This window comes from Paraburkholderia sp. Tr-20389 (assembly GCF_017104565.1).
In the GTDB taxonomy this organism is placed as follows: Bacteria; Pseudomonadota; Gammaproteobacteria; order Burkholderiales; family Burkholderiaceae; genus Paraburkholderia.
This window is the reverse complement of the sequence record NZ_JAAGPD010000001.1, coordinates 810,117-823,885: the sequence shown is the minus strand read 5'-3', so window position 1 is coordinate 823,885 and position 13,769 is coordinate 810,117. Positions and strand designations below refer to the sequence as shown.

General features: G+C 61.7%; 11 protein-coding genes. 7 read left to right on the top strand and 4 right to left on the bottom strand.

Annotated features, from left to right (window positions below; all coding sequences use genetic code 11):
* Positions 1-50 precede the first annotated feature (50 nt).
* Positions 51-3,785, top strand: coding sequence for a filamentous hemagglutinin N-terminal domain-containing protein (locus G3N95_RS03690; RefSeq protein WP_205968577.1), 3,735 nt, complete (start codon positions 51-53; stop codon positions 3,783-3,785).
* Positions 3,786-3,813: 28 nt separating this feature from the next.
* Here G3N95_RS03690 and G3N95_RS03685 read toward each other — a convergent pair whose 3' ends face one another.
* Genes G3N95_RS03685 through G3N95_RS03670 form a run of 4 tightly spaced genes read right to left on the bottom strand, consistent with a single transcriptional unit; the run spans position 3,814 to position 7,901 of the window.
* On the bottom strand, positions 3,814-5,904 hold the full coding sequence (locus G3N95_RS03685; RefSeq protein WP_205968576.1) for a tetratricopeptide repeat protein: 2,091 nt from the start codon (positions 5,902-5,904) through the stop codon (positions 3,814-3,816).
* 13 nt (positions 5,905-5,917) lie between these two features.
* Positions 5,918-6,382, bottom strand: coding sequence for a papain-like cysteine protease family protein (locus G3N95_RS03680; RefSeq protein ID WP_205968575.1), 465 nt, complete (start codon positions 6,380-6,382; stop codon positions 5,918-5,920).
* Positions 6,383-6,405: 23 nt separating this feature from the next.
* Positions 6,406-7,194, bottom strand: coding sequence for a protein phosphatase 2C domain-containing protein (locus G3N95_RS03675; protein WP_205968574.1), 789 nt, complete (start codon positions 7,192-7,194; stop codon positions 6,406-6,408).
* Positions 7,170-7,901, bottom strand: coding sequence for a hypothetical protein (locus tag G3N95_RS03670; RefSeq protein ID WP_241018185.1), 732 nt, complete (start codon positions 7,899-7,901; stop codon positions 7,170-7,172). The genes G3N95_RS03675 and G3N95_RS03670 overlap by 25 nt, the downstream gene beginning before the upstream one ends.
* Positions 7,902-8,664: 763 nt before the next feature.
* Here G3N95_RS03670 and tssA point away from each other — a divergent pair.
* The 6 genes from tssA to tssE all read left to right on the top strand — a co-directional run bounded on the left by tssA (position 8,665) and on the right by tssE (position 13,769).
* The gene (gene tssA, locus G3N95_RS03665; RefSeq protein WP_205968572.1) at positions 8,665-9,702 is read left to right on the top strand and encodes a type VI secretion system protein TssA; all 1,038 of its coding nucleotides are present in this window, start codon (positions 8,665-8,667) and stop codon (positions 9,700-9,702) included.
* A gap of 79 nt (positions 9,703-9,781) precedes the next feature.
* A complete protein-coding gene (gene tssB / locus G3N95_RS03660) occupies positions 9,782-10,282 on the top strand; it encodes a type VI secretion system contractile sheath small subunit (protein WP_028369702.1) in 501 nt (166 codons plus the stop codon).
* Positions 10,283-10,307: 25 nt separating this feature from the next.
* Positions 10,308-11,804, top strand: coding sequence for a type VI secretion system contractile sheath large subunit (gene tssC, locus G3N95_RS03655; RefSeq protein ID WP_205968571.1), 1,497 nt, complete (start codon positions 10,308-10,310; stop codon positions 11,802-11,804).
* A gap of 45 nt (positions 11,805-11,849) precedes the next feature.
* A complete protein-coding gene (locus G3N95_RS03650; RefSeq protein WP_205968570.1) occupies positions 11,850-12,344 on the top strand; it encodes a type VI secretion system tube protein Hcp in 495 nt (164 codons plus the stop codon).
* An 80-nt stretch (positions 12,345-12,424) separates the two neighbouring features.
* Positions 12,425-13,264, top strand: a complete 840-nt coding sequence (locus G3N95_RS03645; protein WP_205968569.1) for a type VI secretion system accessory protein TagJ — start codon at positions 12,425-12,427, stop codon at positions 13,262-13,264.
* Positions 13,257-13,769 carry a type VI secretion system baseplate subunit TssE gene (gene tssE / locus G3N95_RS03640; protein WP_205968568.1) on the top strand — a complete coding sequence of 171 codons (513 nt, stop codon included), beginning with the start codon at positions 13,257-13,259 and terminating at the stop codon, positions 13,767-13,769. Before G3N95_RS03645 ends, tssE begins: the two co-directional genes overlap by 8 nt.

The window sequence follows — 13,769 nt, the reverse complement described above, 5'->3', positions numbered from 1 at the left end:
ATCGTTCGGATCGGGTTCGCGCCGGGCAAAGCCCGGCACTGAGGTGTGCGATGAAGAAGCCAGTGCATCAACGTCCACGGCGCGCGGGGACTATCGCTAGCGCGGTGGCGGCGCTGTTCGCGGCGTCGTGCGTGCCGGCGGCGCTCGCGAATCCAGCGGGTGCAAGCGTGGTGTCGGGCTCGGTGGCCGTCGATGCACCCAGCCCGGGGCAGATGACCATCACGCAAAGCACACCGAAGGCCATCGTCAACTGGAACACGTTCTCGATCGGCGCGAACGAAGGGGTGACGATCGCCCAGCCCTCGGCATCGGCGGCATTGCTCAACCGGGTGGTCGGCAATGATCCGAGCACGATCGCGGGAAAACTGCGGGCCAACGGCAAGGTATTCATCATCAACCCTGCGGGCGTGATCTTTGCGCAGGGCTCATCGGTGAATGTCGGCTCGCTCGTGGCATCGACGCTCAATATCTCGAACGCGGATTTTCTTGCCGGCAATTTCCACTTCGTCGGCAACTCCGTTGCGCCCGTCAGCAATGCCGGCACGCTGGTCGCCGGCTCAGGCGGCACGATTGCGCTGCTCGGCGGCAGCGTGAGCAATTCCGGCACGGTGAGCGCGCGGCTAGGCACGGTGGCGATGGGCGCCGGCAACGACATCACGGTGGACTTTGCCGGCGACGGACTGACCACGCTGAAAATCAACGAAGGTGCCGCGCATGCATTGATCGGCAATACGGGCACGTTGGTCGCCGATGGCGGAATGGTGATCATGAGCGCGCAGACGGCCGATGCGCTGGCGAGTGTGGTGATCAACCAGCAGGGCATCGTGCGCGCGCAGAGCCTTGCAGAGCGCAATGGACATATCGTGCTCGACGGCGGCTCGAACGGTGTCACGATGGTCGCCGGCACGCTCGATGCGACGGGCGGCGCGGGCCTGTCGGGCGGTCGGGTCGACGTGACGGGTTATGACGTCGCGCTCGCGGACGGTGCGCGAATCGACGCGAACGGCTCGGCGGGCGGCGGCGCTGTGCGATTCGGCGGCGGCGCGGCAGGCGGCGATACCGATATCCGCAATGCGAACGCCGTGTGGATGTCCCCGTCCGCGAGCATACATGCGGACGCGCTGACCAACGGAAACGGCGGACATGTGGTCGCATTCAGCACGACTGCGAGCCGTCTGTACGGCACGCTGACGGCGAGAGGGGGGGCACAGGGCGGCAACGGCGGGCTGATCGAAACGTCGGGGCACTACCTGGATACGGCGGGTGTGAAGATCGATGCGTCCGCTGCGCACGGAAAAGGGGGAACGTGGCTGCTCGATCCGTTCGATGTCCATATCGTCGCCGATCCGACCGAGCTCGCCCAGACGGCCGCGACGCCTTCGACTTCGACCGTCACCTTCACGGCGACGAGTCCGGACACGAACGTGTTCGAGTCCGATATCGAGGGCCCGCTCAATAGCGGCACATCGGTGACGATCTCGACAGGAACAGGCGGAACACAGGCGGGCAACATCACCATCGAGACACCGATCACAAAGAGCGTGGCCTCGACCGATGTCCCAACGCTGACACTGAGCGCCGCAGGTTCGATCTTCGACTTCGGACAAAGCATTACGTCGACGGCGGGATCGCTCAACCTCGTGTTCACGGCTAACCAGTCCAACGCGGCGGCCGGCACCCACGTGATCAACATCGGATCGCATCTCGCTACCAACGGCGGCAGTGTGACGATCGGCGCGGGCACGGACGGCAAGTCCGTTGACGGCGCATCCGTCTCGCTTCAGGGCTCCATCGATACGACAGTCACGCAGCCGGGGGGCGTCGATAACGGCTCCGTCACGATCCACGGCATGGGGCTGCTGGGTGGCTTTTCATCCGCCGTGAGCATCGGATATCAGTCGTCGATCACGACCGGGAACGGGTCGATCGACATCGAGGCCAATCGGGGTGCGGCGCCGCCGGCGAGTGGATCGGGCTCCCCTGGCATCGAGATGGAAAATGCGACGCTCACCACCACGTCCGGTTCGATTTCTCTCTACGGTGTATCCGTGGGACCGGCGAATTTCTGCGAAACCTTCTCGAACGAAGGTGTCGACATTCTCGACTCGACCATCAGCACCCAAAGCGGTTCGATCGATATTCGCGGCACGTACATCGGTTCGGGAGCGGTATCGCAAAACACGAACGGCGTGGGCGTCAACATCTCGAATTCGACGATCGAAGCCACAGGCGCGGGGACGGCTGTTTCGATAGCCGGTTCGACGAACCAGTCGTTGCCAGGCGTGCAAATTACCGAAGACTGCAGCGGCTGCACGAAGATTCTGGCTGGAACGGGCGGCAGCGTCACGCTGCGTGCGATGAACGACAACACAACCACGAGCCTCTTGATCCAGGGCGTGGGTGCGACCGGCCAGATTTCTTCGGATCACGGCACGTTGTCGATTCTTCCCGGCGGCGTTGATTCGCAGACGTTCCATTTCACCAGCGGCGATGCGCTGCCGATTGGCCTGTTCGTGACGGTGCCGGGTCTCAGCATCGATGAGGGGACGTTCTATGGGCAGTTCAACGGCTTTCAGAACATCGTGCTCGGCAGTACGACCCAAACCGGGCGGATTACGGTAGGCGGCGCCGGATGCGACGCGGTCTCTTGCACCCAGAAGCCTGTATTCACGACAAACCTGACGCTTGCCAATCCTGCTGCCGGGAGCGAAGGCATTGCGATGAACTACGGCATGTCGATGCCTGGCTACACGCTGAGCTTGTCGTCAGCGGGCGCAGTCACCGATCCCGGCGGCATTCAGGCTGCGAATCTGCTGCTCGCCGGTCCGGGCAATTTCACACTGACCGATCCGCAAAACGACGTGGGCGTGCTGGCGATGGTCAATGCGGGCAATGTGAACTTCACGAACTCGCACGGCATTGTGATCGGGCCGGTGACGGGGCAGGCGTACGATTCCGGCGCCAGTCAGCCGACCACGCTGGACGGCACCCAATCGACGCTGACAGGCAATCTCGTTGCGCAGGCCACGACGGGCAATATGACGCTCAACAGCAGTCTGACTGCGGGCGGCACGGTCGACCTCGTCGCGGAGAGCGGACTCTTCAATGCCGGCACTTCGGGTGCACTGAGCGCGGCCAACGGCTGGCGGATCTGGACCAGCACGTGGTCGGGCGAAACGCGCGCCAACGTGCAGCCGGGTACCGCACAGCCCAATTTCTACGGATGCACATTCGGTGCGGGTTGCAGCTGGGGCGGCAGTGTGCCCGCGACGGGCGATCACTTCGTGTACATTGCGCGCCCGACGCTGACGGTGAGCGCCGATGGCGCGACCCGAATCGCCGGTGCGCCGAACCCGGTGTTCACCTTTACCGTCAGCGGACTCATCAACGGCGATACAGCGGGCGGCGCGCTGACGGGATCGTTGACGACCTCAGCCAATGCGAGTTCGCTGCCCGGCCAGTACGCGATCAATCCGAACTTCGCGTCGAGCGTTGGCTACATCGTGAACGAAGTGCCCGGCGTCCTGACGGTGATTCCTTTGCCCAATCCGGTCTCACAAGCGGGCTTGCAGGCGTTCTTCAGCAACCAGGAGCAAACGTTCGTCTATGAGAACAACCTGCAAGGCACGAACATCTGCATCGGATCGAACCAGCCGCTGTTCAGCACGACACCGCCGGGCGATACGCAGGACCTGCTGGCAGTGGAGTGGAAGCGCGTGCGCTCGCAGCCGAATCTGAACAGTTGCATGTTGCTGAACAGTCAGCACGGGTGCGGCGATTTCTAGATCTGGCGTGGTCCGTTCTGCTTCACAGTCACATCTGTGCGGAATCGTCAGCGGCGAGATATCGGTCCCACATCGCGCGGAACGCTGCTTCCAGCGTGCGCGCAAAACGCGGCGCATCGCCCAGCGAGGACGCGAGCACACGTGCGCGCAACGTCTTGCGCAGGTGCGCGAGCCGCGCGCGGTCGTTCGTGAAAGCGACGGCCTTCTCCACATACGCTTGCCGGCTCGCGGCAATCCAGTCGCCGAGTCCTGCTGTGTGCAGCATGCTTTCGCAGATGTGCGCGACGAACCGGTCGCCCGCGAGGCAGAGCACGGGGACGCCCATCCACAGCGCCTCGGCTGTCGTTGTGCCGGCGGAATACGGAAAAGGGCTCAACGCGATATCGACGCGATTGTATGCGGCAAAGTATTGATCTCGAGGTGACGCGCCTTCCAGCGTCAGTCGTTCGGGTGCGATGCCATGAATGGCAAACCTGTGGGCCATCGCTTGCTGAAGATCGCGTGCATCGAGCGCCGGTGCTTTCAAAAACAGGCGGGAGCGCTCAACGGAGCAAAGCAGTTGCGACCAGAGCGCGATCACGTCGTCCGTCACCTTCGTCAGTTTCCCGAAGTAGCCGAAGGTCACCGTGCCCGCCGACAGCATCGGCAGCGATGCGACCTCGACGTCATACGGCGGCGGGGTGAAGCACACATAGCAGTCCGGCAGACGCCACGGCTTTTCGACGAAGTGGTGCTCTTCGCTTGCCGGCAGCACGTAGCGGTCGCCGATGATGTAATCGATCGCCTCGCATCCCGTCGTCGCGAAGAAGCCGATCCAGGTTGACTGCACGGGTGCCGGCTTCCAGCAGAACACGGGCAGGGCGGACCACGCGGTGTGACCCGCGAGATCGATCAACACGTCGATGCCGTCGCCGAGAATGCGCCGTGCCGCAGACTCGGTATCCAACCCGACCAGGCTGTGCCACGCACTGAAGTGCGCCTTCAGCCGTGCAGTCACGTCGTCTTCCGCCGGATGCGTTGCATAGGCAATCGGTTCGATACGAGTGCGATCGATATGTGCGAGAACACTTTCCAGGAAGATACCCACTGGATGCTGTCGCAGATCGGGCGACACGAAACCCACTCGCAGCGGACGGCCCGCAGCGCGAGCGGCGCGCTTCTGCCTGTCATGCACGAATGGCCGGGCCCGGCTGGCCATGAGACGGCCATAGCGACGCGCATCGTCCAGAAACTGCTGCGGTGTCACGCGTGCTGACCCGGCTGCGCAAAACAGCAATCGGGGAAGCGCCAGCGTTGCGCCGCCTGGATCGAGCTGGTGGGCCGCGCGATAGGCGTCGATGGCACCGTCCATGTCGCCCTGTGCGCGCAGGATATCGCCGAGGCACACATGCATCGATGCATTGGACGTGCACGCCGCCATCGCGCGGCGGCAATGCAACTGTGCTTCGCCGTAACGTCCCTGCTTGAGAAGAACCAGCGACAGGTTGTGATGTGTATTGGAATCAACTGGATCGAGTTCGAGCGCGCGCCGATAGCTCGCGGCTGCCGCAGCGAGGTCATCGAGTCCATGATAGGCATTGCCGAGGTTGTTGTGCGCTTCGGCCAGTCCCGGTGCAAGCTGGACCGCCCGTTGGGCTGTGCCGATCGCAAGCAGATAGGCTTTCTGACGACGCTGTACGGCGGACAGATTGACGTAGGCCTGGGGGAAGTCGGGGCGCAACCCGATTGCCTTGCGGTAGCTGGCAGCCGCTGCTTCGAGTTCGCCCGTGTCCTTCAGCGCGTTGCCGAGATTGTTGTGAGCTTCCGGATAGTCCGGTCGAAGCGCGATTGCGCGCCGGTAACGCTCGATTGCCTGCGCAACCTGGCCACGTTCACTCAGGACGATGCCCAGATCATTGCAGCACACAGCGTCCGGACGTGCTGCAAGCGATCGCTCCATCAGCGCGATGCCTGCCTCGTGTTGCCCTGTCTGACAGGCGAGCAGTCCCAGCCGGTGCAGCGCGTCTGGCTGTCCCGGCTGCGTCCGGAGGATCTGTTCGTAGAGCGCCTTCGCCTGTGCGAGCCGGCCCGCCCGATGATGGACGAGGGCGGAGTCGAGCTGCGCTTCGGTGTCGTTCATGTTGCACGCACGCCTAGTATCTCGACGGGTCTTTCGCCATGATCGAGCAATAGGCATTGCTCTGGAGGTTTTGATTGAACCAGCTGATCGTGTTCGTCTTCTTGACACCCTGATCGGGATCGTTGAGAAACACAGTGCCGGGCTCGACCCCCGTGAGCACGATGACGTGACAAGGCCCGTACCAATAGCCGCAGCACCAGAGCGGGCCGGACTGCGTCAGCATCTGCGTCAGCGCTTCCACGGAGTAGTTGTTTGCCATCGGCAGGCCGGTCATGCCGACGTTCCTGGCGAGCGTGATGAATTCGGCCCAATAGAGCGGTTGCGTGTCCGCACGCGCGTAAGCCTCGGGAACAGTATTCATCGGACCCTGGCGATGAGTCTGATGCTGGTGGTACAGCCATATCATCATCGCCGCCGTGTGCCAGCAGCAGTTAGGCTTTTCTTGCGCCAGAAGCGGTACATCCAGCTTGATAGTCATCGATTCCCTCGGTTCGACACGTATTACCTGTTCTTCAGTACCGTGGACTGAGTGTCTTCGGGATCGACGATCCACACGGCCAGTGCGCTGAAGTTGTCGTGGCGGGCGGGCGCGGTGACGCGCACGCGCGCCGCGAGTGCATGAAGCCAGGCGTCGGGCGTTGCGGCTTCGTCAAGCGCTTCGCGCATGCACATCTCGTCGACGTACTCCCACAGTCCATCGCTGCACAGCAGAAAGGCGTCGCGATCGAGCAGGCTGAACGTGCCGTCCAGGCCGTCGATGGCGAGTTCGCCAGGCGTGCCGAGCGCGGTAAGCAGCACGTTGCGGCGCGGATGCCGGCGCGCCTCGCCGGGTTCGATCAGATGCGCGTCGACCATGTCCTGGACGAGACTATGGTCGCGCGTTTGCACGTTGATCTGTCCGCCACGAAAACAGTAGAGTCGCGAATCGCCGCAATGAGCCCATGCCGCTGTGCGCAGTTCGCAGTCGATCGCGAGCAGCACGACGGTCGAACGCATGTCCTTCAGTGCGGCGTCGCCGCGTGCCTGTTCTTCCAGAATGTTCGCGTTGGCGTGGCGGATGGCACTGACGAGCCGCTGGCCTGTCGGGGGCAACTCGGCGACGGTCAGGTAGCGCAGATCCGCGAGCACGCTGTCGACGACGATCGCCGATGCCACATCGCCGCCGCCATGTCCGCCTGCACCGTCGGCGACCACGAAATAGTAAAGACGGTCGCTCGACCAGTCGCCTACCGCGTCCTCGTTGCGCTGCCGGCCGCCGCGATCGCTCAGGCTTGCTGTGGCAAGTCGCACAGTAAGCCTCTCGCCGAATCGGGGTCAGCCGACGGAGCTCGCGATTGTTCGGCGAGGATGCCCAGCACGATGAGAATCGCGACACGATTCTCTGCCTCGATGTCGATGCAGAGCGTATGTTTGATCCACTCACCAATGCTCGTTGCAGCGAAATCGGCTGGCAGCGAGCCTTTTTTCAGCGTCACGCCGAGCTTGCGGGCGCGATAGTGATACGACGCGATTCGATAACGGCTGGCGATCTGCGACAGCCCGCCCTTTTCGTTCGACAGCCAGCCCAGGCTGCCCGCTAGCAGCAGCCAGTCGCACTCGTCGAGTCCCGCGATGAAGCGCGCTGCGGACTCACGTACGGTTTGCTCGTCGAGCCCATATAGCGTCAGCACGGAGTCGACCGGATCGGATTGCACAGCCCCTTGCTGCTCGACCTCGGCCAGCACGTTTTCATCGTCGAATGACACGTTGCGCTGATGGGCCGCGTTGCGCAGACAATCGATCAGGTATCGGCGAAAGTACGCGCACAACGCATGACCGTTTGACGGCGCGCTGTGCAGTGGAAACGTTTCTGGCTGCGGATGTGCGGCTTCGATACGGAAGACCTTGAAATAGATGAACTGTGAAATGAGTTCTTCCTTGTCTTCGCCCAGCGCTTGCAATTCGAACGGATGGTATCCCTGCAATGCGCGGCGTACGACCAGATAAATCGAAGCCATCTCGTCACGATTCAGACATGTGCGCCTTTGCCAAAGGTCCGGCAGCGCACTGTCGCAGGCGCAATCGGCCGTGCGTACGCTTTCGATGTGTGTCACATGTCACCCCGCATGCTGGGCACAGCGTCGCGCTGTGCGGATTCAATACCGGTTTGCGATATGCGTTGTTCGATTGCGGCAGGGGAAACGGGAATACGAATATCGTGCGTTGCCATTCGGTGCGACGAGAAGGAACGATTGATCACCGTAACACTACGAAGAGCAATGCCTTAGATATCGCACATCAGACTACGAAACTTATATGAGGGTTTACCTTGCTGCGTGATTTAGCACTCTTTTTTCAATTTCAAATTGCTAATTCGTTTACCAGCCCAATACTATTGATTGGTTCGGAAAATGTCACAATGACATAAGCACGACCATTCGTTATAAGAGTAAGCGAGATGAAGGAAGCATGCGGTCCCCGCTTTTTTTATGCAGACTATGAACTCGGATTTCTATTGATTTTCAGAGTCGATCCTTTGAATCGAATGACCAGAGCGACGAGCCTTTTCTTTTGATTATTGCGTGCTATGCTCATATCGGTCTGTAGTGACAATACCCGCTCCGAAAAGTCGCGGCATCGCGCGAATCTATCAATGTTCCATATTTGAGTTGTCGTAAATCGGTTTGATGAAGGCCAGATTCGGCAGTTTTCGTGGCGTGACTCGTCGCGAGGGACAGTCACGCTAAAACCATTCGTTTCAGACTGAAGCCGATACAAAAAATGGTCACGCTCGATGCCGGGGTATTGCTTGCCGATCTATCGCCCGAACGTCCGTGCGGGGACGACGTCGAGTACGACCCGATGTTTCTCGAACTCGAACAGGTCGTGCATGGCAAGCCGGAAGTCCAGTACGGCGACACCGTAGTCGCCGCCACACCGCCTGACTGGAAAGCAGCCCAGGCCCTGTCACTAGAACTGTTCAGCAAGAGCCGTGATCTGCGTGTCGGCGCTCATCTTGCGCGCGCGCTCCTGAACCGCCAGGGCTTCACCGGTCTCGCCGAAGGGATGGCGCTGATCGAAGGCCTGCTCGAACGGCATTGGGATCACGTCTATCCGCAACTCGACCCCGACGACGACAACGACCCTACTGCGCGTATCAACGCGCTCGCGGTGCTGGTCGAACAGTCCGGCATGTTGCTTGATGTGCGCGACACCGCGCTTGCCGCGTCGCGCACGCATGGAATTGTCAGGCTGCGCGACATCGAATATGCGACGGGCGACGTGACCGTGCCCGACGGTATCGAGCCTCCATCGCTTGCATCGATCGACGCGGCGATCGCCGACGTGCGCGACGATGCGGCGGCTGTGCACGCTGCGTTGCTTGCCGCGCGCCAGAGCAATACGCGCATTGAAACGCTGCTGACCGAACGCGTCGGCGCAGCGCAGGCGATCGACTTGTCGCCACTGTCGCGGCTGTTGCAGCAGGCGGCCGGTTTTCTCGGCGAACGGGTCGGCGACACCGGCCAGCAAGCTGCGGATGAAGCGCCGGCCGGTGAGGGCGAGGCGAATCCAGCAACGGGCACGGGCGCGGCATCACCTGCGGCGCCGAGTGGCGCAGTCAACAGCCGGCAGGACGTGATCCGTCTGCTGGACAAGATCTGCGCGTATTACGAACAGAACGAGCCGTCGAGTCCGGTGCCGCTATTGCTCGCGCGGGCGCGACGTCTGGTGGACAAGAGTTTCATCGAAATACTGGAGGACCTCGCGCCGGAAGGTCTCGGGCAGGCCCGGCAGGTTGGCGGTATCGAAAGCGAATAGTCGTCGGGGAGTTCATCAGCATTGCAACTGATACGTTGCTCCGCCTCTCGACGGTGCGGCGTCAACCAGGGGAACTGTCGTGGCCAAGGAAAGCAGTCAGAAATTCATCGCACGCAATCGCGCGCCGCGCGTGCAGATCGAGTACGACGTCGAAGTTTACGGCTCGGAAAAGAAGGTGCATCTGCCTTTTGTGATGGGCGTGATGGCCGATCTGTCCGGACAGCCTGCGGATCCGCTCGCGCCCGTTGCGGACCGCAAGTTTCTGGAGATCGACGTCGACAACTTCGACGAGCGCCTGAAGTCGATGAAGCCGCGCGTTGCGGTGCAGGTGCCGAACATGTTGACGGGCGAAGGCAATCTCGCGGTCGACATGACGTTCGAGAGCATGGACGACTTCTCTCCCGCGGCTGTCGCGCGCAAGGTCGACGCGCTGTCGAAGCTGCTCGAGGCGCGCGGCCAGTTGCAGAACCTCTTGACGTACATGGATGGCAAGACGGGTGCCGAGGAATTGATCGCAAAGGTGCTGAACGATCCCGCCTTGCTGCAATCGCTCGCTTCTGCGCCGAAGCCACAGGAATAAGCGCGACTAACAGTGGAGTCTGACCATGGCCGAACCCAACCTCGAAGGACAGGCGCAGCAGACAGAGGGTACGCTCGAGATGAGCGACTTCGCGAATCTGCTGCAAAAGGAATTCAAGCCGAAAAGCGACAAGGCAAAGGAAGCCGTCGAAACGGCAGTGCGCACGCTGGCGGAACAGGCGCTGCGCGATACCGCCGTCATTTCGAACGACGTGCTTGCGACCATCGAAAGCCTGATCGCCCAGATCGACAAGAAGCTCAGCGAGCAGATCAACCTGATCATTCACTCGGAAGAGTTCCAGAAAGTGGAGAGCGCGTGGCGCGGTCTGCACTATCTGGTGAACAACACCGAGACCGATGAATCGCTGAAGATTCGCGTGATGAACATTTCGAAGGGCGAGCTGCACAAGACGCTCAAGAAATACAAGGGCACCGCCTGGGATCAGAGCCCGTTCTTCAAGAAGCTTTATGAAGAAGAGTATGGCCAGTTCGGCGGCGAACCTTATGGCGCGCTGGTCGCCGATTACTACTTCGACAACAGCGGTCCCGATGTCGATCTGTTGACGCAGATGGCGAAGATATCCGCGGCTGCCCACGCGCCGTTCATCGCTGCCGCCGATCCGGCCGTGATGCTGATGGATTCGTGGCAGGAACTCGCGAACCCGCGCGACCTGACGAAGATCTTCCAGACACCCGAGCACGCCGCCTGGCGTTCGCTGCGCGAATCGGAAGACTCGCGCTATATCGGTCTTGCGATGCCGCGCTTCCTCGCGCGCGCGCCGTACGGCGCGAAGACCAACCCCGTCGAAGAGTTCGATTTCGAAGAAGACACCGCGGGCGCCGACAGCAGCAAATACACGTGGGCCAACGCTGCGTATGCGATGGCGACCAACATCAACCGTTCGTTCAAGATGTATGGCTGGTGCTCGCGGATTCGCGGCATCGAGTCGGGCGGCGCGGTCGAAGGCCTGCCGGTGCATTCGTTCCCGACCGACGACGGTGGCGTCGACATGAAGTGTCCGACTGAGATCGCAATCAGTGACCGGCGCGAGGCGGAACTGGCAAAGAACGGTTTCATGCCGCTCGTGCACAAGAAGAACTCCGACTTTGCCGCGTTCATCGGTGCGCAGTCGTTGCACAAGCCAGCCGAATACGAAGATGCGGATGCGACCGCCAACGCGAATCTGGCGGCACGCCTGCCTTATCTGTTTGCATGCAGCCGCTTTGCGCATTACCTGAAGTGCATCGTGCGGGACAAGATCGGCAGCTTCAAGGAAAAGGACGACATGCAGCGCTGGCTGCAGAACTGGATCCTGCAATACGTCGATGGCGACCCTGCGCATTCCACCGAAGAGTCGAAGGCGCGAAGGCCGCTTGCCGCAGCTGAAGTCGTGATCGAAGAAGTCGAAGGTAATCCGGGTTACTACACCTCGAAGTTTTTCCTGCGTCCGCATTATCAGTTGGAAGGCCTGACCGTGTCGTTGCGGTTGGTCTCAAAGCTTCCGTCCGCCAAGGCGGCATGACGGAATTCCATTGTCAGTGGCGAACCGATTTGAGTGGAGAAGAACATGGCCGTCGATATGTTCATCAAGCTGGGCGATATCAAGGGCGAGTCTCAGGACAAGTCGCATAAGGATGAGATCGATGTACTTGCGTGGAGCTGGGGGTTGAGCCAGAGCGGCACGATGCACCTGGGAACGGGCGGCGGCGCCGGCAAGGTGAATGTGCAGGACATATCGTTCACCAAATACGTCGACAAGTCGACGCCGACGATCATGCTGGCCTGCGCCAAGGGCACGCACATCGATTCGGTGGTGCTGACCGTGCGCAAGGCCGGCGGTGACAACCCGCTCGAATACTACAAGGTCACGCTGACCGCGTGCCTGATCAGTTCGTATTCGACGGGCGGCTCGGGTGGTGAGGATCGCTTCACCGAGAACGTGACCTTGAACTTCGAGCAGTTCCATGTCGAATACCAGCCGCAGAACGCGAAGGGCGCGAAGGAAGGCGGCGTCGTCGAGATGAAGTGGAACATCGTGAAGAACGACCCGACCAACGGCTAGCAGCAGCGTATCGCTTGCCGCCGTGCCACGGGCGCGTGGTGCGGCGGCGGCATTGAACCGGCCCGACGGAGCGAACTGACATGACGGCAGAAGAAAGCTTGCGCGAAGGCAATCTGGAAGAGTGCCTGCGTCTGTTGCAAATGCAGGTTCGGAATGATCCGTCGAAGGCTGCGCACCGGGTGTTTCTGTTCCAGTTGCTCGCCGTGCTCGGCTCATGGGACCGTGCGTTGACGCAACTCAATGTGGCGGGCGACCTCGACGCGGCAGCATTGCCGATGGTGCAAACCTATCGCGAGGCGCTGCAATGCGAAGCGTTGCGCGAAGAAGTTTTCAACGGTGCGCGCGCGCCTTTGATTTTCGGCGAGCCGACCGGCTGGCTCGCGCTGCTGGTCGAGGCATTGCGGCTCGATGCCGCGGGCGATCATGCAGCCGCTGTCAATGCCCGCGAGCAGGCGCTCGGCGATGCGCCCGCCACGTCGGGCAGCATCAACGGCGAACCGTTCGAGTGGATCGCCGATGCCGACATGCGGCTCGGGCCGACACTCGAGACGGTGCTCAACGGCCGTTACTACTGGGTGCCGTTTTTCCGCATCAAGCGTATCGAGATCGAAGCGCCGACCGATCTGCGCGACCGCGTGTGGACGCCGGCGATTTTCACGTGGGCCAATGAAGGCCAGGCGGTCGGGCTGATTCCGACGCGCTACGCCGGCACGCTGGCGGAAAAGAAAAGTGCGCTGTCGCTCGCGCATCTGACCGACTGGATCGGCGGCGATGCGGCCGACGCGCGCCCGGTTGGACAACGCATGCTGACGACCAGCGCGAACGACTACGCGTTGCTCGATATCCGCACGATCGAACTGGCGACCGAGGCTGCGCCTGACAGCGAGGGCGGCGCTGACGCCGCGCGCGATCATGGCTGAACTGAGCACACGTGACCGGCTGCAACCGTCGCTGCTCGACCGGCTGACCGATCACGAGCCTGAGGTCAAGCAGGAGGCGCGCGAACACCGGGTGCTGTCGATCCGCGCGTTGCGCCAGAGCGTGCAGCGCGATCTCGCGTGGCTGCTGAACGCGAACGGCCTTGCGTCGGTGCAGGATGTGTCCGGCTATCCGTACGTGAGCACGTCGGTGTTGAACTACGGGTTTCCTGATATTGCCGGCAAGACGGCGTCGGGCGTCGATCCGGCAAAGCTCGAAAAACACGTGCGCGATGCGATCTGGGCGTTCGAGCCGCGCATCTTGCGCGAGACAGTGCGCGTGACGGCGATCCAGGTCGAGGAGACTACGGCGCAGCACAACACGGTATCGTTTCTGATCGAAGGAGATCTGTGGGCCCAGCCGTACCCGGAGCGACTCTATTTCAGGACTGAACTGGATCTGGAGGCGGGGGAAATCAGGGTGATCGACCAAAGCGGCGCGCGCTGA

Excerpts from the sequence above, each read along its gene's own strand:
- G3N95_RS03690 (WP_205968577.1), top strand. The coding sequence starts at position 51 with ATGAAGAAGCCAGTGCATCAACGTCCACGGCGCGCGGGGACTATCGCT.
- G3N95_RS03685 (WP_205968576.1), bottom strand. The coding sequence starts at position 5,904 with ATGAACGACACCGAAGCGCAGCTCGACTCCGCCCTCGTCCATCATCGG.
- G3N95_RS03680 (WP_205968575.1), bottom strand. The coding sequence starts at position 6,382 with ATGACTATCAAGCTGGATGTACCGCTTCTGGCGCAAGAAAAGCCTAAC.
- G3N95_RS03670 (WP_241018185.1), bottom strand. The coding sequence starts at position 7,901 with ATGGCTTCGATTTATCTGGTCGTACGCCGCGCATTGCAGGGATACCAT.
- tssA (WP_205968572.1), top strand. The coding sequence starts at position 8,665 with ATGGTCACGCTCGATGCCGGGGTATTGCTTGCCGATCTATCGCCCGAA.
- tssC (WP_205968571.1), top strand. The coding sequence starts at position 10,308 with ATGGCCGAACCCAACCTCGAAGGACAGGCGCAGCAGACAGAGGGTACG.
- G3N95_RS03650 (WP_205968570.1), top strand. The coding sequence starts at position 11,850 with ATGGCCGTCGATATGTTCATCAAGCTGGGCGATATCAAGGGCGAGTCT.
- G3N95_RS03645 (WP_205968569.1), top strand. The coding sequence starts at position 12,425 with ATGACGGCAGAAGAAAGCTTGCGCGAAGGCAATCTGGAAGAGTGCCTG.
- tssE (WP_205968568.1), top strand. The coding sequence starts at position 13,257 with ATGGCTGAACTGAGCACACGTGACCGGCTGCAACCGTCGCTGCTCGAC.